Annotated in this window: 15 protein-coding genes, 1 pseudogene and 1 riboswitch; of the genes and pseudogenes, 12 read left to right on the top strand and 4 right to left on the bottom strand. The window is 72.7% G+C overall.

Features of this window, described 5'->3' with window-relative positions; genetic code table 11:
• Positions 1-52 precede the first annotated feature (52 nt).
• The 5 genes from AB0F61_RS00590 to AB0F61_RS00610 all read left to right on the top strand — a co-directional run bounded on the left by AB0F61_RS00590 (position 53) and on the right by AB0F61_RS00610 (position 5,840).
• Positions 53-1,282, top strand: a complete 1,230-nt coding sequence (locus AB0F61_RS00590) for a crosslink repair DNA glycosylase YcaQ family protein (RefSeq protein ID WP_357802073.1) — start codon at positions 53-55, stop codon at positions 1,280-1,282.
• Between the two features lie 55 nt (positions 1,283-1,337).
• Entirely contained in the window at positions 1,338-1,883 is a 546-nt protein-coding gene (locus AB0F61_RS00595) for a DUF2752 domain-containing protein (protein ID WP_357802076.1), read from the top strand.
• 501 nt (positions 1,884-2,384) lie between these two features.
• Positions 2,385-3,125 (top strand): FAD-dependent thymidylate synthase, encoded by a 741-nt coding sequence (gene thyX, locus AB0F61_RS00600; protein WP_357802078.1) that lies wholly within the window; start codon positions 2,385-2,387, stop codon positions 3,123-3,125.
• Positions 3,126-3,172: 47 nt separating this feature from the next.
• Positions 3,173-4,099 (top strand): 4-hydroxy-tetrahydrodipicolinate synthase, encoded by a 927-nt coding sequence (gene dapA / locus AB0F61_RS00605; protein WP_357801697.1) that lies wholly within the window; start codon positions 3,173-3,175, stop codon positions 4,097-4,099.
• A gap of 52 nt (positions 4,100-4,151) precedes the next feature.
• Positions 4,152-5,840 (top strand): ribonuclease J, encoded by a 1,689-nt coding sequence (locus AB0F61_RS00610; RefSeq protein ID WP_357801698.1) that lies wholly within the window; start codon positions 4,152-4,154, stop codon positions 5,838-5,840.
• Positions 5,841-5,921: 81 nt separating this feature from the next.
• On the opposite strand, the gene AB0F61_RS00615 is transcribed toward AB0F61_RS00610, so the two are convergent.
• The 3 genes from AB0F61_RS00615 to AB0F61_RS00625 all read right to left on the bottom strand — a co-directional run bounded on the left by AB0F61_RS00615 (position 5,922) and on the right by AB0F61_RS00625 (position 9,271).
• Positions 5,922-7,004, bottom strand: coding sequence for an LPXTG cell wall anchor domain-containing protein (locus AB0F61_RS00615; RefSeq protein ID WP_357801700.1), 1,083 nt, complete (start codon positions 7,002-7,004; stop codon positions 5,922-5,924).
• A gap of 123 nt (positions 7,005-7,127) precedes the next feature.
• The gene (locus tag AB0F61_RS00620; RefSeq protein WP_357802080.1) at positions 7,128-8,696 is read right to left on the bottom strand and encodes a YbjN domain-containing protein; all 1,569 of its coding nucleotides are present in this window, start codon (positions 8,694-8,696) and stop codon (positions 7,128-7,130) included.
• A gap of 95 nt (positions 8,697-8,791) precedes the next feature.
• Positions 8,792-9,271: a YbjN domain-containing protein gene (locus AB0F61_RS00625; RefSeq protein WP_357801702.1), complete on the bottom strand. Its 480-nt coding sequence runs from the start codon at positions 9,269-9,271 to the stop codon at positions 8,792-8,794.
• 113 nt (positions 9,272-9,384) lie between these two features.
• On the opposite strand from AB0F61_RS00625, the gene AB0F61_RS00630 reads away from it, so the two are divergent.
• Positions 9,385-11,844: a DNA translocase FtsK 4TM domain-containing protein gene (locus AB0F61_RS00630; RefSeq protein ID WP_357801705.1), complete on the top strand. Its 2,460-nt coding sequence runs from the start codon at positions 9,385-9,387 to the stop codon at positions 11,842-11,844.
• Positions 11,845-11,871: 27 nt separating this feature from the next.
• On the opposite strand, the gene AB0F61_RS00635 is transcribed toward AB0F61_RS00630, so the two are convergent.
• A complete protein-coding gene (locus AB0F61_RS00635) occupies positions 11,872-12,186 on the bottom strand; it encodes an SMR family transporter (protein ID WP_357801708.1) in 315 nt (104 codons plus the stop codon).
• Positions 12,187-12,246: 60 nt separating this feature from the next.
• Positions 12,247-12,313, bottom strand: a riboswitch (guanidine-III (ykkC-III) riboswitch).
• A gap of 120 nt (positions 12,314-12,433) precedes the next feature.
• On the opposite strand from AB0F61_RS00635, the gene AB0F61_RS00640 reads away from it, so the two are divergent.
• The 6 genes and pseudogenes from AB0F61_RS00640 to AB0F61_RS00665 all read left to right on the top strand — a co-directional run bounded on the left by AB0F61_RS00640 (position 12,434) and on the right by AB0F61_RS00665 (position 18,127).
• The gene (locus AB0F61_RS00640; protein ID WP_357801711.1) at positions 12,434-13,357 is read left to right on the top strand and encodes an ornithine cyclodeaminase family protein; all 924 of its coding nucleotides are present in this window, start codon (positions 12,434-12,436) and stop codon (positions 13,355-13,357) included.
• A 103-nt stretch (positions 13,358-13,460) separates the two neighbouring features.
• The gene (gene rimO / locus AB0F61_RS00645) at positions 13,461-14,969 is read left to right on the top strand and encodes a 30S ribosomal protein S12 methylthiotransferase RimO (RefSeq protein WP_357801714.1); all 1,509 of its coding nucleotides are present in this window, start codon (positions 13,461-13,463) and stop codon (positions 14,967-14,969) included.
• 77 nt (positions 14,970-15,046) lie between these two features.
• Positions 15,047-15,637: a CDP-diacylglycerol--glycerol-3-phosphate 3-phosphatidyltransferase gene (gene pgsA, locus AB0F61_RS00650; RefSeq protein ID WP_357802083.1), complete on the top strand. Its 591-nt coding sequence runs from the start codon at positions 15,047-15,049 to the stop codon at positions 15,635-15,637.
• Positions 15,638-15,840: 203 nt separating this feature from the next.
• Positions 15,841-16,305 (top strand): annotated as a pseudogene (locus AB0F61_RS00655) (CinA family protein); the annotation flags it as partial.
• Positions 16,306-16,611: 306 nt separating this feature from the next.
• On the top strand, positions 16,612-17,052 hold the full coding sequence (locus AB0F61_RS00660) for a helix-turn-helix transcriptional regulator (protein ID WP_357801716.1): 441 nt from the start codon (positions 16,612-16,614) through the stop codon (positions 17,050-17,052).
• Positions 17,053-17,254: 202 nt separating this feature from the next.
• Positions 17,255-18,127 (top strand): PspA/IM30 family protein, encoded by an 873-nt coding sequence (locus AB0F61_RS00665; RefSeq protein WP_357801719.1) that lies wholly within the window; start codon positions 17,255-17,257, stop codon positions 18,125-18,127.
• Positions 18,128-18,139 lie beyond the last annotated feature (12 nt).

Here is an 18,139-nt window from a genome sequence, read left to right on the forward strand (position 1 = left end):
CGCGTCCAGCTTCCCGCACCGGCGTCGTACCGATGAATTAAGGTCGCCGACGATGGCCGCACCGGAATCACTCTCGCTCGCCCAGGCCCGTCGGGTGGCGCTCGCCGCCCAGGGCTTCGCCGACCCGGCGCCTGCCGGCGTGCCCACCCGCCGGCACCTGCGTCGGGTGCTCGACCGGGTCAACCTGATCCAGATGGACTCGGTGAACGTGCTGCAACGCGCGCACTACCTGCCGCTCTACAGCCGGCTCGGGCCCTACCCGACCACGCTTCTCGACCAGGCCGCCTACCGGCGCCCGCGGGAGCTGTTCGAATACTGGGGCCACGAGGCGTCGCTGGTGCCGGTCGAGCTGCACCCGATGCTGCGCTGGCGGATGGCTCGGGCGCAGAGTGAATCCTGGGGCGGCATGCGGCGGATCGCCCAGGAGCAGCCGGAGCTGGTCGCCTGGGTTCGCGACGAGGTGGCCGCCCGCGGCCCGCTGACCGCCGCCGAGATCGAGCACGACGCGCCGCGGGAGACCGGCAACTGGGGGTGGAACTGGTCGGCGGTCAAGCGGGCGCTGGAGTTCCTCTTCTGGGCTGGCGAGGTGACCGCCGCGGAGCGCAGCACCTCCTTCGCCCGCCGCTACGACCTGCCCGAGCGGGTGCTGCCCGCGGCGGTGCTTGCCGCGCCCACCCCGACCGACGCCGAGGCGTACCGCACGCTGGTGGCCCTCGCCGCTCGGTCGCTCGGGGTGGCCGCCGAGCCGGAGTTGCGCGACTACTTCCGGCTGCCGCTGGCCGGTGCCCGGCAGGCCGTCGCCGAGCTGGCCGAGGCCGGTGAGCTGGTGCCGGTCACCGTGGCGGGCTGGCGTCAGCCGGCCTGGCTGCACGCGTCCGCCCGGCTGCCCCGTTGGATCCGCGGCAACACACTGGTCAGCCCCTTCGACCCGCTGATCTGGGAACGGGCCCGCACCGAGCGGCTGTTCGGCTTCACCTACCGGATCGAGATCTATGTCCCCGCGCCACAGCGGGTCTACGGCTATTACGTGTTGCCCTTCCTGCAGGGCGACCGGTTCACCGCCCGGGTCGACCTGAAGGCCGACCGCAAGGCCGGGGTGCTGCTGGTGCCGGCCGCCTGGATCGAGCCCGGCGCGGACCCGGCGGAGACGGCGGTGGCGCTCGCCGCCGAGCTGCACCGGCTCGCCGGCTGGCTCGGCCTGGGCGCGGTGGCGCCGCCGCTGGCCGGCGACCTGGCCGGTCCGCTCACCGCCGCGTTGGCCGGCGTGTCCGGTGTACCGTGAGCGCGTGACGAGCGCTCCCGGTCCGGTCGACCAGCCGCAGCCCGCCCCCGGGGCGGTGCACACCGTGCCGGTTGGCCCGGCCGGCGTCGGTCCGTCTGGCGTCGGTCCGGGTGGTTGGCCGGCGACCCCACCGGGTGGCTACCCGGCGCCCGAGCCGGACCGGCTCACCCGGTTCGTGGTGCGCCTCTACGAGCGTTCACCGCGCTGGGCGGTGCCGCTGGCCGCCGTTGGCTGCGTCGCCGCGGGAATGGGTTACGCGCTGCTCAGCAACCCGGCCCACGCCGCCCCGGACGCCGCGCCCACCTGCCTGCTCAAGCTGACCACCGGGCTGGACTGCCCAGGCTGTGGCGGCACCCGTGCACTCTGGTACGTGCTGCACGGCGACCTGCCGGCCGCTGCCCGGCACCATTTCCTCTTCATCTTCGCGCTGCCGTTCCTCGCGTACCTCTTCGTGGCCTGGGCGGGCAACCAGGCGTTCGGTTGGCGACTGCCGGAGCTGCGGATCAGCTCGAAGGTCACCGTCGGGTTCCTGGGCGTGTGGCTGGCCTTCTCGGTGCTGCGCAACCTGCCCTGGGCGCCGTTCACCTCGCTCTACGTCTGACCCGCCCGCCCCTCCGGGCTCCCGAAGGGCGTCAACCGACGTCGTGGAGCCAGCACGGCTCCTCCGGCGGCAGGGCAGGACCTTGCCGTGTCCCTGTAGAGCTGCCCCAGTTGTGGGGCGCGGCCACGGACCCGCCTCCTGTGCGAGGCCCGCCCCCGGGTCGGGCCTGCTCTCTGAGATGCCTGCCTCCCGGGGATGCCTGCCTCCCGGGGATGCCTGCCTCCCGGGGATGCCTGCCTCCCGGGGATGCCTGCCGCCCGGGGGACGCCTGCCTCCCGGGGATGCCTGCCTCCCGGGGGACGCCTGCCCCAGATTCGGGGCAGCTCTACAGGCAATCGGAGAGGGGTCAGGGGCCGGCGCTGCGTCGTCGAGATCTTGGACACCTATGGTCGCCGGTGTTGGAAAGGCGTCGCTGATTTGGTGGTAGCTGGGCGGTTTCTGCACCGCGAGCCCGAGTTGGGCTCGGGACCGACGGCCACTACAGTCCCAGGAATGCCGGAGATGGTGCAGCCCCAGGTCAAGTTGATCGCGTGGACCCAGTTCGCGGCCCCGGACGATGTGCCGTGGTCGACGGATGCGGAGGGTGGCCAGGCGCTCGCCGAATTCGCCGGCCGGGCCTGTTACCAGTCCTGGAAGAAGCCGAACCCGGCGACCGCCACCAACGCCGGTTATCTGGCGCACATCCTCGACGTCGGGCACCTGTCGGTGCTGGAGCACGGGTCGGTCACCTTCTACTTCACCGGGGTGTCCCGCTCCTTCACCCACGAGTTGATCCGGCACCGGCACTTCTCGTACTCCCAGTTGTCCCAGCGCTACGTCCCGGAACGGGACGCGGCCATGGTCGAGCCGGCGGTCATCGCCGACGACCCGGAGCTGCACAAGAAGTTCGTGGCGGCCGCCGAGGCGAGCGTGCAGGCGTACACCGAGCTGCTTGAGGGCCTCGAGCAGCGCTTCTCCGACGAGCCGAACCCGACGCTGCGCCGCAAGCAGGCCCGGCAGGCGGCCCGGGCGGTGCTGCCCAACGCCACCGAGACCCGGATCGTGGTCACCGGCAACTACCGGGCCTGGCGGCACTTCATCGCGATGCGGGCCACCGAGCACGCCGATGTGGAGATCCGTGAGCTGGCCGTGGAGTGCCTGCGTCAGCTCCAGGGGGTCGCCCCGAACGTGTTCGCCGACTTCGTGATCTCCACGCTGCCGGACGGCACCGAGGTGGCGGCCAGCCCGCACGAGGCGTCCTGAGCCCTTCCCCGGCGGGCCCCGGCAGGTCGTCCGCTAGGTTGGAGGGTATGACGCACGACCACCTCGACGCCGCGGCCCGACCGGCGTCCCGCCCCTTCGGCCGGCTGCTCACCGCCATGGTGACCCCGTTCACCCCCGACGGTTCCCTCGATCTCGACGGCGCCGCCCGGCTGGCGAGCCACCTGGTCGACGAGCAGGGCAACGACGCGCTGGTGGTCAACGGCACCACCGGTGAGTCGCCGACCACCACCGACGCGGAGAAGGAGCACCTGATCCGGGCCGTGGTGGAGGCCGTCGGTGACCGTGCCAAGGTGGTCGCCGGGGTCGGCACCAACGACACCCGGCACACCATCGAGCTGGCCGCCGCCGCCGAGAAGGCGGGTGCACACGGCCTGCTGGTGGTAACCCCCTACTACAACAAGCCGCCGCAGAGCGGGTTGCTGCGGCACTTCACCGCCGTCGCCGACGCCACCGGCCTCCCCGTGATGCTGTACGACATCCCCCACCGCTCCGGCGTGCCGATCGACACCGAGACGCTGGTCCGGCTCGCCGAGCACGGCCGGATCGTCGCGGTCAAGGACGCCAAGAGCGACCTGATCGCCACCGGCTGGGTGACCAGCCGGGCCCCCCTCGCCTTCTACTGCGGCGAGGACGCCCTCACCCTGCCGGCGCTGGCCGTTGGCAGCGTGGGCGTGGTCGGCACCTCGACGCACTTCACCGGGGCACTGACCGCACAGATGATCGAGGCGTACGACGCGGGGGACATGCCGGCCGCGCTTGCCCTGCACCGGCGGCTGCTGCCGCTGTTCACCGGCATCTTCCGTACCCAGGGAGCCATCCTGGTGAAGGCGGGCCTGGCATCACTGGGCCTGCCGGCCGGCCCGGTGCGCCCCCCGCTCGTGGACGCCACCACCGACGAGATCGCCCAGCTGCGCGCGGACTTCGCGGCAGCGGGCCTGGAGCTGCCCGAATGAACGAACGACACGATGGGCGCCGAGTGACGGCGTCGCAGAATGAGGTGGACGCGTGACCGAGGCGCACAACGAGGCGGAACTACCCCCGCCGCTGCCGGAAGGCGGCCTGCGGATCATCCCGCTCGGCGGGCTCGGCGCCATCGGTCGGAACATGACCGTCTTCGAGTACGACGGCAAGTTGCTGATCGTCGACTGCGGGGTGCTCTTCCCCGACGTCGAGCAACCGGGCGTGGATCTCATCCTGCCCGACTTCGGCCCGATCCTGGACCGGCTCGCCGACGTCCAGGCGATCGTGCTGACCCACGGCCACGAGGACCACATCGGCGCGGTGCCGTACCTGCTCGCCCACAAACCCGACATCCCGCTGGTCGGCTCACAGTTCACCCTCGCACTGGTCGAGGCCAAGTTGGCCGAGCGGCGGATCCAGCCGTACACGCTCACCGTGCGGGAGGGCGGCCGGGAGCGGCTCGGCCCGTTCGAGTGTGAGTTCTTCGCGGTCAACCACTCGATCCCGGACGCCCTCGCGGTGGCGATCCGCACCCCCGCCGGCCTGGTGCTGCACACCGGCGACTTCAAGATGGACCAGCTACCGCTGGACGGCCGGATCACCGACCTGGCCGGCTTCGCCCGGCTCGGCGCCGAGGGCGTCGACCTGCTGCTGTCCGACTCCACGAACGCGGAGATCCCCGGCTTCGTCACCCCGGAGCGGGAAATCGGGCCGGTGCTCGACTCGATCTTCGCGAAGGCCAAGGGCCGCATCATCGTGGCCTCGTTCGCCTCGCACGTGCACCGCGTCCAGCAGGTCTTCGACTCCGCCGCGGAGCACGGCCGCAAGGTCGCGCTGATCGGCCGGTCCATGGTTCGCAACATGGGTATCGCCCGGGACCTCGGTCTGCTCAACATCCCGAACGGTCTGGTCATCAGCATCGACGAGGCGACCACGCTGCCGCCGGACGAGATCGTGCTGATGTCCACCGGCTCGCAGGGTGAGCCGATGAGCGCGCTGGGCCGGATGGCCAGCGGCGACCACCGGCACATCACCATCGCCCCCGGCGACACCGTCGTGCTGGCCTCCTCGCTGGTGCCCGGCAACGAGACCTCGGTCTACCGGGTGATCAACCGGCTCGCCCGGGCCGGCGCGGTGGTCGTCCACAAGGACGTGGCGAAGGTGCACGTCTCCGGGCACGCCCCCGCCGGGGAGCTGCTCTACCTGCTCAACGTGGTCCGGCCCAGCAACCTGATGCCCGTGCACGGCGAGTGGCGGCACCTGCGCGCCCACGCCCGGCTCGGCATCGAGTCCGGGGTCGCCGCCGACCGGGTGGTGATCTGCGAGGACGGCGACGTGGTCGACCTGGTCGAGGGTCGCGCCACCCTGGTCGGTCACGTGAAGAGCCGGTACGTCTACGTGGACGGCCTCGCCGTCGGTGACGTCAGCGAGTCGCTGCTCACGGAGCGGCGGATCCTCGGTGACGGCGGCTTCATCGCCACCACCGTGGTCGTGGACTCGGTCACCGGCAAGGTGGTCGCCGGCCCGACGCTCTCCGCGAAGGGTTTCTCCGAGGACCCGGAGGCGTTCAACCCGGTGGTCCCGCTTGTCACCGAGGCGCTCAACCGGGCCGCGGCGGACGGCATCACCGACCCGCACCAGCTCCAGCAGATCGTCCGGCGCACCGTGGGGCGGTGGGTCAACGACAAGTACCGTCGTCGCCCGATGATCGTGCCCACCGTCGTCGAGGTCTGACACAAACCGCTGACCGGGCCGGTCGCCGACATCCCCCGTGGCTGTCGGTGGCCGGCCCGGCCCGTACCCGGGTGTTGCCGCTCAGTCCCGGACCATCCGTCGCCGCCACCGCACCAGCAGCCCGACCCCGACGGCCAGCAGCACCGCTCCGGCGAGGCCGTACGTTCTGCCGGACACGCCGGTGCGGGGTAGTCGCGCGGCGTTCGGAGTGGACGGGCTCGGCGTGGCCGTCGGGGCGGTCGGGCTCGGGGTGGCCGTCGGGCTCGGCGTGGCGGTCGGGCTCGGCGTGGCCGTCGGACCGGCCGGCGGCGGCGTGGTGGCGGCACCGGATCCGCCCGATCCGCTCAGGCGCAGCGTCAGCGCGGTGTCCTTGTTGGTGTAGCGGCTGGCCGGGGAGAGCGCCAGGTGCACGCTCTTCGCGCCTCCGGTGACCGTCAGCCGTACCTCGAAGGTGTCGGTGGCGCCGTCGGCGAGCACGTCTTGCCGCACGATCTCGCAGCCCACGCCGTCCATCCGGCCACTGTTCGAGCACGCCGGCGCTGTCACCCGCACCCCGGCCGGCGTGGTGATGGCGAGCGAGTAACCGCTGATGTCGAAGGTGCCGGTGTTCGTGACCCGCACCCGCACCGTCGTCATCCCGTTGACGACCGGGGCGGCGGTGGGCCGCAACCGCAGGGAGGTGCTATCCGGCCAGTTGATCCGGAAGTCGAAGAACTGTTCGGTGACCCCGGCGGCGTCCCGGCCGGCGACGGAACCCCACTCCTGGAGCCCGAAGACCGGCTCCGGAGTCGACGACGTCACCGCCAGCCGGTACACCCGCTCACCTGCGGCGGGCAGTTCCGCGCCGCCGCACAGCCAGGTGCGCGGCGTGCCCTGGACGGCCCGGCAGTCCCCGCCCGAGGTCAGGTCGACGGAGGCCGGCAGGCGCAGCAGGAAGAAACCCTTCGCCGCCGTGCTGCCCAGATTTTTGACGATGACGGCCAGGGGGCTGGACGGCGACCAGGGGTCCCCGCCGAGGAAGACGAGGTCGCCCCGGGCGCTGATCGTGGGCGCTGCGGTCGCGCTCGGCGACGCGGCCGGCGCGGCGACGGCCGGCCCGGCGAGGGTGGGCACCAGGAGCAGGGCGGCGGCGGCGGCGAGGCCGGAGGCGAACAGCCGGTTCATTGATGACTCCCGGGGTGCGCGGTGGGTGATGCCTGTAGCACATCTAGGTGCCGCGTCCGGTTGCATCCTGTCGGATCTCACACAGTCGCGCCCCCGGGAGCAACCAGTCGCCCTGTGCACGACTCAGGGGAGCGCGGCGACCGCCTCGGCGTAGGCGACGCCGGTGGCGATGGCGGCGTCCACAAGCACCGTCAGCTGCGCCGGGGCCACGCCGTGGGTCAGGTCGGTGGCGGCGTCCCCGGCCAGCACCAACTCCCCGCCGATGTCGTGCACGTACGCCTTGGGTAGCAACCGGTCGTGGTTCCAGGCGTTGCAGAAGGCGTACGCCTCGGCGCGGCGGGTCGCCGGCAGCCGGCGGGCGGCCATGGCCCGGGTGTGCAGCACCTCACCGCGTTCGCCGGTCCGCCGGAACTGGATCACCACGCCACCCCACCGGCCGACGACCCGGTCATCCTCCTCCACCAGGTACCGGTCGCCGCGCCGGTCCAGCGCGGCGGTGATCATGTCGAGGGTCAGCGCCATCAGCTCGCCCCCGACCGACCCGGTCTCCTCGTCGGACCCGTCGGCGTCGAACTCGACGTACCCGTCCGGCTCGTCGTCGGCGGGTAGCGGGACCGGTGTCGCGAGCGGTCGCTCGGCGAGCCAGGCGGCCATCCGCCCGGAGTGGTGGCCGGTGCCGTTGCGGGCGTCGAAGCTGCCAGCCAGGTCGTTGGCCACGCCGAGCAGCAGCGCGCCGAGGGTGGCCACGTCCAGGTCGGTGGCGGGCCGCTCGCCGTACGCCGGCCGTGGCACCGTTCGCCCGCCCAGCCCGGCCGTCACGGCCAGACCGCAGACCAGCGCCCCGGCCGCGGCGAACTCCATGGCGGCGAGGTCGTCGGTCGGCCGGTCCAAGCGGGGCAGTTGCTCGACCAGGATGGTCAGCCCGCGTGCCAGGTGCCCGCCCAGGGCACAGAACCGCAGGTGCGCGGCGAGGTGCGGGAACGCGGCGGGCTCGTGCCGGTGCCGGCAGTACGCCCGCACGTGTGCGGCCGCGGCCCGCTGTGGCTCGCCGGCCCGTAGAGCGGGCAGCAGACTGGCGACGAGATTCCGTTCGGGCTGGTCGGTGCAGGCCTGCGGGTCGCCGTCGGTCTCCGGCAGCTCGGTGAGCGCGGCTCGCCACTCGCCCCACCCGGCCAGCAGTTCCGCGCGGCGGGCCGGGGCGCAACCCGGGCAGCCGCCGGCCGGGCCGGGCGGCCGGCCGGACCACCGCTCGTACCAGTGGCGGGCGGTGGGTTCGTCGCCCAGGTGGTCGGCGATCCGACAGTGCAGCTCCGCGACGGTTGGCGCGTCCGGACCATCCGCGCCGACCCGGTGGGCCAGGTCGTGCAGCAGGGACCGGGTCTGGTCCAGCCCGACCCGAGGGGTGCCCAGCAGTGCCTCCACCGCGTACCGCTGGTAGCGCAGCAGCAGCCCGCACTCGACGTCGGTGAGCAACTCGGGCCGGTGGTCGGCGGCGGCCCGGCACCGCCGGACCGGCTCGACCAGACGCCACCGCTCCCCGTGCAGCAGGTACGCCTCGATCAGCGCGAACCGTGCGTCCATCCCGGACCGGACGTCGCCGGTGGCGTCGGCGCGTTCGGCGAGCCGCTCCAGAGCCACCTGTCGGGCCGGGCCGTCGGGCAGGTCCCGGGCGTCGGAGAGCGCGGCCGCCAGGGTGCTCCCGCCGACCCCGTCGACGGGACCGGTGGGTGGGGCGTCGCGGTGGCCCGCCCGGTCGGTGCGACTGCCGGTGAACTCGTCCCGCCCGGTCACGACGGCACCGCGCCGGGCAGGCGACGGACCGCCACGGCGAGCTGGCAGCCGGTGGAGATGCCACAGTCGAGCAGGTGGTCGAGCTGGTGCGGGGTCACGCCGCGTTCCAGGTCGGTGACCACCTCGCCGTAGACCCGGGCCCGACCGTCGTCGTCGACGTGCACGAACGCCTTGGGCCAGAGCCGGTCGTGGTTCCACGAGTTGCAGAACGCGTACAGGGCGGGCACCTGCTCGATTCCGAAGGTGGGGGCGACCATCGTGCGGACCTGGAGCAGCTCGCCGTCCCCACCGAGGCGGAGGAACCAGATCATGTTGTCGTCGAAGCGACCCACCAGTTCGCCGTCCGGGGTCAGGCCGACGGACCGGCCACGGGCGGCGAGCACCGCGGCGACGAGTTCACCGCTCAGTGGGCGCAGCGTGCCCGGGTGCCCGGCCAGCGGATCGTCCGGATCGCCCTCGGTTCCCGGCGACGCCATGGGGCATCCCTTCTGAGGCGGATATCACGACTGGCGGCGGGGCCCGTGTTGCGACGCGCGGACACGACCCGGAAAAGCGGGGATCTGCCCGGCCCCACCGTTACCGTGACTCTATGGCGGGCCGTACCTCTCAGGCGAGCCGGCGACGCGGCGCGTCGCCGCGCGGTGGCACCAACAGTCGTGCCCGTCAACCGGCGAAGAAGACCCGGGCGCCGGTCCGGCGTCGTACAGTGCCGGCCCGGCCCGGCGCGGCTGTCTACGTGGGCCGTGCGGTGGGCGCACTGTGGATGGGCGTGGCACACGGGATGGGCTGGGCGGTGCGGGCCGCCGGTCGGCAGGCCGCCTCCGCCCGCGACCTCGACCCGGAGCACCGCCGGGACGGCGCCGGGCTGCTGATGTTCGGGTTCGCCCTGCTCACCGCCGTGGCGCTCTGGCTTTCCGGAGCGGGCCCGGTGGGCGCGCGACTGGCCGACTCGATCCGGTTGTTCCTGGGCGCGATCTCGGTGGTCGTACCGGTGCTGTTGATGATCGGGGCCTGGCGGTTGATGCGTCAGCCGGCCGATCCGGAGCACCGGGGCCGCGGGTTGATCGGCTGGAGTTCACTGCTCGTCTCGACCGCGGCGCTGCTCCACATCGGTCAGGCCCCGGCCAACCCGCTACAGCGGGACTTCGCGGGCGGGTTGGTCGGTGCGGGCATCGGCGGGCTGCTGGAGCGCGCGGTCACCGCCTGGGTGGCGGTGCCGCTGCTGATCCTGCTGCTGCTCTTCGGCCTGCTCGTGGTGACGGCGACACCGATCAACAAGATCCCGGAGCGGCTGGGCCTGTTGGCCGGCGGGCTGGTCGCCGCACCGGAGGAGGCCGCCGAGGAAGCCGACGAGCCGGCCGCCCAGCGTGCGCGTAGGCGGCCGGCGAAGCGGACGCCTCCGCCGGTGGACCCGGACGACTTCGAGGACCTGGCCGGCGTGGACCTCCAGGAGACCATGGTGCTGCCGCGCAAGTCTCCGGCGAAGGTGCCGGCGAGCCGCCGGCCGCCGGTCGAGCCGCCGGAGCACTCGCCCGTGCCGACGCGGGCCGAGCAGCTCGCGTTGACCGGACTGGCCGGGGACTACACCCTGCCACCGGCCAACATGCTCAGCGCCGGTGCCGCCGCGAAGACCCGCAGCAAAGCCAACGACGAGGTGATCGCGGCGCTGACCGGCGTGTTCGACCAGTTCGACGTGGACGCCGCGGTCACCGGCTTCACCCGTGGCCCGACGGTCACCCGGTACGAGGTCGAGTTGGGCCACGGCGTCAAGGTCGAGCGGATCACCCAGCTGTCCCGCAACATCGCGTACGCGGTGAAGTCGCCGGACGTGCGGATCCTCAGCCCGATCCCGGGCAAGAGCGCGGTCGGCGTGGAGATCCCGAACACCGATCCGGAGAACGTCGCCCTCGGCGACGTGCTGCGCTCACGTGCGGCGACAAGCGACCACCATCCGATGGTGGTGGCGCTCGGCAAGGACATCGAGGGCGGCTACGTGGTGGCCAACCTGGCGAAGATGCCGCACATCCTCATCGCCGGGGCCACCGGCGCGGGCAAGTCGTCCTGTCTCAACACCCTGCTGGTGTCCATCCTCACCCGGGCCACCCCGGACGAGGTGCGACTGCTGCTGATCGACCCGAAGCGGGTCGAGATGACCGGCTACGAGGGCATCCCGCACCTGGTGACCCCGATCGTGACGAATGCCAAGAAGGCAGCCGACTCGCTGGACTGGGTGGTCCGCGAGATGGACATGCGCTACGACGACCTCGCCGCCAACGGGGTCCGGCACATCGACGACTTCAATCGCAAGGTCCGCAACGGCGAGATCAAGGCCCCGCCGGGCAGCGAACGGGAGATGCGCCCGTACCCGTACCTGTTGGTGATCGTGGACGAGTTGGCCGACCTGATGATGGTCGCGCCTCGCGACGTGGAGGACTCGGTCGTCCGGATCACACAGCTCGCCCGCGCGGCCGGCATCCACCTGGTCCTGGCCACCCAACGGCCCTCGGTCGACGTGGTGACCGGTCTGATCAAGGCGAACGTGCCGTCCCGGCTGGCGTTCGCCACCTCCTCGCTCGCCGACTCCCGGGTCATCCTGGACCAGCCGGGCGCGGAGAAGCTGCTCGGCCGCGGTGACGGGCTCTTCCTGCCGATGGGCGCCTCCAAGCCGGTACGCATCCAGGGCGCCTGGGTCACCGAGCGGGAGATCGCCGACGTCGTGAAGTTCTGCAAGGACCAGCGCGAACCGGAGTTCCGCAAGGACGTGCTGGCCCCCGCGCAGGAGAGCAAGAAGAAGATCGACGAGGACATCGGTGACGATCTCGACCTGCTGGTGCAGGCGGTGGAGTTGGTGGTGACCTCGCAGTTCGGCTCGACCTCGATGCTCCAGCGCAAGCTGCGGGTCGGTTTCGCGAAGGCGGGCCGACTGATGGACCTGATGGAGACCCGTGGGGTGGTCGGGCCGTCGGAGGGGTCGAAGGCGCGTGACGTGCTGGTCAAGCCGGACGAGCTGGAGGAGGTCCTCGGCGGCCTGCGCGGCGACGTGGACTGACCGGCGGCACCCCGCCCCCACGGCCGCTCAGTGGAAGACCTTCAGGCCGATGACGCCGGAGACCACCAGCAGCAGGCACAGGATGCGGGGCAGGCTCGCCGACTCGCCGAGCGCCAGCATCCCGATCAGCGCGGTGCCGACCGCGCCGATGCCGACCCAGACCGCGTAACCGGTGCCGACCGGGATCTCCCGCAGCGCGTACGCCAGGCCGGCCATGCTCAGGGCAAGCGTCACCGCGAACACCACTGACGGGATCAGCCGGCTGAAGCCGGCACTGCGGTCCAGGGCGACCGCCCAGGCCGTCTCCAGCAGTCCGGAGATCACCAACACCAGCCAGGCCATCGTTCACCTCACGCGGGAGTGCCCGGGCCGCCGGGGCCGGGACGAGTCGGGTCTGCACGTCGCGGGGCGTCTTGGCCTGACCGGGTACGCCCACCACTCGTCCGGGGTGGCCGCGGGCGACCGGGCCACCGACGCCGACGCTAGCACCGGTCGCCCGTCGGGATGGACGGGTCGCGCATCGACGGGCACGTGACTCCAGCCACCCCGTCTTGACCTGCACTTGACTCCAACTTGCAGGATGACCACCATGACGCTGATCTATGCCGACCCCGAGGTCTCCGCCGCGCTGGACGCCGCCACCACCGTCGACGTCATGCGGACCGCCCTTCTGGCCGCGTACGAGGGACGTCTCGTGGCCCCGCCCCGGGCCGCGGCCCCGCTCAGCGGTGGGCGGCTGGTGCTCACCGCCGGGCACCTGGTCGGCGAATGGTACGGCTTCCGCTCCTACGACACCTTCGGCCACCCGCAGAGCGAGCAGGTGGTGGTGCTGCACGACGCGGGCACCGGGGCGATCCGGGCGGTCGCGGTGGGCGAGGAGCTGGGTTCCCGGCGTACCGGAGGGTTGGGTGGCCTGGCGGTCGACGCGCTGGCCCGCCCGGACGCGGCCACCCTCGGCGTGGTCGGCTCCGGCCGGCAGGCCTGGACCCAGGTCTGGGCCGCCGCCGCGGTCCGCCCGTTGCGCGAGGTGGTGGTGCACAGCCGCTCCACCGCCCGCCGGGACGCCCTCGCCGCGCGGATCCGCGCCGAGCTGGGCGTGTCCGCCCGAACCGTGCCCGACCCGGGCTCGGCCGTCGCCGGGCGGGACATCGTGGTGCTCGCGACGACCAGCCCGACCCCGGTGCTCCGCGCCGCCGACCTCAGCCCCGGCACGCACCTCAACGCCGTCGGCTTCAAGCAGCGTGACCGCAGCGAGTTCGGCACCGACCTGCTGGACGCCGCCGACCTGCTGGTCACCGACTCGCCGGCCCAGGCGGCGGACTACCAGCCACCGATGCTCGCGGCCACGCCGCCGTACGCCGGGCGGTTGCGGGACCTGGGCGCCATCCTGGCCGGGGCCGTCCCCGGCCGGACCAGCGCGGACCAGATCTCGGTCTTCTGCTCCACCGGCCTGGCCGGCACCGAGGTCTTCCTGCTCGATGCGTTGACCCGCATGGGTGCCGTGGCTCGCTGAGAGTCGGCGGGGGACCGGGGGCCGATTCGGCGCGAAGGCGCCCGTCCGGCCGTCACCGCAGCCCCGCGTGCGTGGGCTTCTCCGGACGGCCCGGTACCCTCGGATGGTGTCTGCCACCTCTCCTTCTCCCTCTGACAACGCCGAGGGCCGTCGCGTCGCCCTGCTGACCCTGGGCTGTGCCCGCAACGAGGTCGACTCGGAGGAGCTGGCCGCACGGCTGCACGCCGACGGCTGGCAGGTGACCACCGACGGCGAGGGCGCCGACGTGGTGGTCGTCAACACCTGCGGCTTCGTGGAGAAGGCCAAGCAGGATTCCATCCAGACGCTGCTCGCGGCCGCCGGCACCGGCGCCAAGGTGGTCGCGGCGGGCTGCATGGCCGAGCGGTACGGCCGGGAGCTGGCCGACAGCCTGCCCGAGGCGCAGGCGGTGTTGAGCTTCGACGACTACCCGGACATCGCCGCCCGGCTGAACGCTGTCGTCGCCGGTGAGCAGATCACCGCGCACACCCCCCGGGACCGGCGCGAGCTGCTGCCGTTGACCCCGGTGAAGCGGCGCGACAGCGGCGTCTCGCTCCCCGGACACGGCACCGTGACCCGCACCACCACCGACACCGACGAGCACACCCCGGCGCACCTGCGGCAGATCCTGCGCCGCCGACTGGACACCGGCCCGGTGGCCTCGCTGAAGCTCGCCAGCGGCTGCGACCGGCGCTGCGCGTTCTGTGCCATTCCCGCCTTCCGGGGGGCGTTCGTCTCGCGTACGCCCGACGAGCTGCTCGCCGAGGCGGAGTGGCTGGCCAAGTCCGGCGTACGGGAGCTGGTGCTGGTCAGCGAGAACTCCACCTCGTACGGCAAGGATCTCGGCGATCCCCGCGCGTTGGAGAAGCTGCTGCCGCAGCTCGCGGCGGTGACCGGCATCGTGCGGGTGCGGGCGAGCTACCTCCAGCCGGCGGAGACCCGACCCGGGCTGGTCGAGGCGATCGCCAACACCCCGGGTGTGGCCCCGTACTTCGACCTGTCGTTCCAGCACTCCAGTGAGCCGGTGCTGCGCCGGATGCGGCGTTTCGGGTCCACCGACCGTTTCCTGGAGCTGCTCGCGGGTGCCCGTGCGTTGGCACCGGACGCGGGCGCCCGGAGCAACTTCATCGTCGGTTTCCCCGGCGAGACCCGCGCCGATGTCGACGAGCTGGTCCGGTTCCTGACCGAGGCCCGGCTGGACGCGATCGGGATGTTCGACTACAGCGACGAGGACGGCACCGAGGCCGCCGGCCTGCCCGGCAAGGTCTCCGCCGCGACGATCAAGCGGCGCTACGACCGGCTGAGCGCGCTCGCCGACGAGCTGTGCTCGCAGCGGGCCGAGGACCGGCTCGGCTCGACCGTCGAGGTGCTCGTCGACTCGATCGAGGACGGCGTGGTGGAGGGTCGGGCGGCGCACCAGGCGCCGGAGGTGGACGGTTCCACCACCCTGGTCGCCCCGGCCGAGGGTGGGGTGGACCTCGCCGCGCTGCGCCCGGGTGACCTGGTGCGCGCGACGGTGACCGGCACCGAAGGGGTGGACCTGCTGGCGGTGCCGGATGAGATGATCTCGGCGGCGCCCGGCGCGGCACGGTGACGGTGGGCCCGAGCGGAGCGGGGGAGCCCAGTGGTGCGGTGCCGGGAACGCCAGGGCGGGCCGAGCGGGGTGCGGCGGTGACCGGGGCGGCGGAGTCGACGCCGGCCCGGGTGGTCGCCGTGGTGCCCGTCCTCAACGCGGCAAACGCGCTGACCGCCCTGCGGCTCGCGCTGGTGCCGGTCTTCGCCGCCTCGGTGATCATGTCCGGGATGACCCACTCCGGCTGGCGGATGGCGGCGTGCCTGATCTTCGCGGTGGCGTCGGCGACCGACCTGGTGGATGGCTGGATCGCCCGGCGGTTCGGGCTTGTCACGTCGGTCGGCAAGGTGGCCGACCCGATCGCCGACAAGGCGCTCACCGGTGCCGCCCTGGTGTTGCTGTCCTGGTACGACACGTTGCCCTGGTGGGTGACCGCGCTGATCCTCGTCCGCGAGCTGGGCATCACCGGGCTGCGGTTCTGGGTGATCCGGCACGGCGTGATCGCCGCCAGTCGAGGCGGCAAGGTCAAGACTGCGCTCCAGATCCTCGCCATCGCCTGGTATCTCTGGCCGATGCCCGCTGCCCTCGTCGCCGTCGGCCCGTGGATCATGGGGGCCGCCGTGCTGGTCACGGTCGCCACCGGCTTCGACTACGTGGCCCAGGCTCTCCGCCTCCGCCGCCCCCGCTGAAACCCACCCCGAGCGCTGCCGTCCCCGTGGCTGGCGTTGATCATGAGGTTGTCGGCACCCGGTGCGGCGTGTCGCGAGGCCAACTTCATGATCGATGCGACCACGGCGGCAGGGTTGGGGGCCGTTGGGTGGGGAAGGACGGGTTCATGCAGCGGAATACGGGTGTCGAGCGGCCGGCGGACGGCGCTGCGGCGGACGATGCCATGGCGGGCAGTGCGGCGGCGGGCGTGGTGCACCGGTTGGCGCAGCGGCACGAGACCCTGGCCACTGTCGAATCGCTCACCGGCGGATCGCTCGCCGCGTCGATCGTCGACATCGCCGGCGTCAGCGGAATCTACCGGGGCGGCCTCGTGGTCTACGCCACCGAGTTGAAGAGCACCCTGGCGGGCGTATCCGCCGACCTGCTGGCCGAGCGGGGCCCGGTGGACCCGGACGTGGCGGCGGCCCTCGCCGAGGGCGGTCGTCAGCGCTGCGGCGCGGACTGGGGGGTGGCCACCACCGGCGTCGCCGGTCCCGAACCGCAGGACGGCAAGCCCGTCGGCCTGGTCTACGTGGCGGTCGCCGGCCCCAACGGCGGGGAGGTCCGCCAGCTCGACCTGGACGGCGGGCGGGACCACGTCCGCGCGGCGGCGGTGGTCGAGGCGTTGCGGCTGCTCGCCGAGCGCATCCACGACGCCGACGTCCAGGACCCCGATGTCGACCCTGGCCTCCACCCGGCCCCCGCGACCGACGATCCCGAGGCCCGGGAGGTCGACGACGCGGAAGAGACCGCCGGGGGCGCCCGGGGCAGGGCGGGGACGGCCGACGCGGCCCGCCGGTGAGCCGGCGCCGGCGAACCGACGGGCGGGGCGGGATGTCGGCTGGGCTCGTAACGGGTACGGTTGCGGGAAGGCTCCGACGTTTCGGGGTCGGCGCGGTCCGCCGCGACCGGCCGCCCAGCGCCGGGCGCGAGGTATCCCTCAGGGGGAGGTGCGATGATCCTGCTACGCCGGGTGATCGGTGACGCACTGCGGGCGCGCCGGCAGGGCCAGCAGCGCACGCTGCGTGAGGTCTCCACCGCCGCCAACGTCAGCCTCGGCTACCTCTCCGAGATTGAGCGGGGGCACAAGGAGCCGTCAAGCGAGCTGCTCGCCGCGATCTGTGACGCCCTCGGTGCCCGTCTGTCCGAGCTTCTCCGTGAGGTGAGTGACACCGTGGCACTCGCCGAGCAGATGCCCGACGTGCTCGTCTCGATGCAGGACGAGCCGGCCGAGGCCGGGGCTGTGTCCAAGAGCACCGGCCGGGGCGTCCGCCAGGTCACCTCCGATGGCAAGGTCGCCGTCTCGGTCCGCCAGGACTCGCCGCTCAAGGCCACGCTGCGCAGCACGCGTGTCCGGCCGACCGAGCGGGACCGGGACGTGGTCTGCGCGGCCTGAGCCCGCCGCCCGGTTGACCATGGGAGGGCTGGCTTCGGCCGCGTAGGGTGGCCCACAGGAGCTGCCGGTGCGGTCGACCGACCGGTACGGATGCCTTGCTGGCGTTCGGCTGGGACGATGGAGATCGGCCGGTGGCGGCCAGTCGGTCCATCCGGCCCGGCCGGCCGTGGTGGAGCGACGCTACTGAGGGGATACCGCGGAGATGGCGAACCCGTTCGTCAAGGGTTGGAACTACCTGATGGCGCTCTTCGGTGCGAAGATCGATGAGCATGCCGATCCCAAGGTGCAGATCCAGCAGGCCATCGAGGATGCCCAGCGGCAGCACCAGGCGCTGGTCCAGCAGGCTGCCGCGGTGATCGGCAACCAGCGTCAGTTGGAGATGAAGCTGTCCCGGCAGATGACCGAGGTCGAGCGGTTGCAGGGCAACGCCCGGCAGGCCCTGGTGCTGTCTGACCAGGCGCGGGCCAAGGGTGACGAGGCCGAGGCCGTGCGGTTCGAACAGTCGGCGCAGACCTTGGCCACCCAGTTGGTCTCCGCCGAACAGGCCACCGAAGACCTGAAGACCCTGCACGACCAGGCGCTGGGCGCCGCCGCCCAGGCCCGCCGTGCGGTCGAGAACAACTCGATGATCCTCCAGCAGAAGCTCGCCGAGCGCACCAAGCTGCTCAGCCAACTGGAGCAGGCCAAGATGCAGGAGTCGGTGGCCCGCTCACTGGAGTCGATGTCGTCGCTGACCGCGCCCACCAACACCCCGTCGCTTGACGAGGTGCGTGACCGCATCGAGCGGCGGTACGCCAACGCGATGGGTCGCGCCGAGCTGGCTGGCAACTCCGTCGAGGGCCGGATGTTGGAGATCCAGAAGGCGACGATCGACTCAGCCGGTTCGGCCCGGCTGGAGCAGATCCGGTCCAGCATGGCAGGGGAGCAGCTCGGCGGCGCGTCGCAACGACCGGCCGTGCCGCAGGCCGAGAAGGCCAGCCCGGCCACCGACCCGACGGCCGCGGCCCGGCTGGACGAGCTGCGCGCCAGCATGGCCCGCGAGCGGGGCACCGGCGACCCGACCGCCGCCGGCTGAACGACCGGACCG

Source organism: Micromonospora sp. NPDC023888 (assembly GCF_040639415.1).
Classification (GTDB): domain Bacteria; phylum Actinomycetota; class Actinomycetes; order Mycobacteriales; family Micromonosporaceae; genus Micromonospora.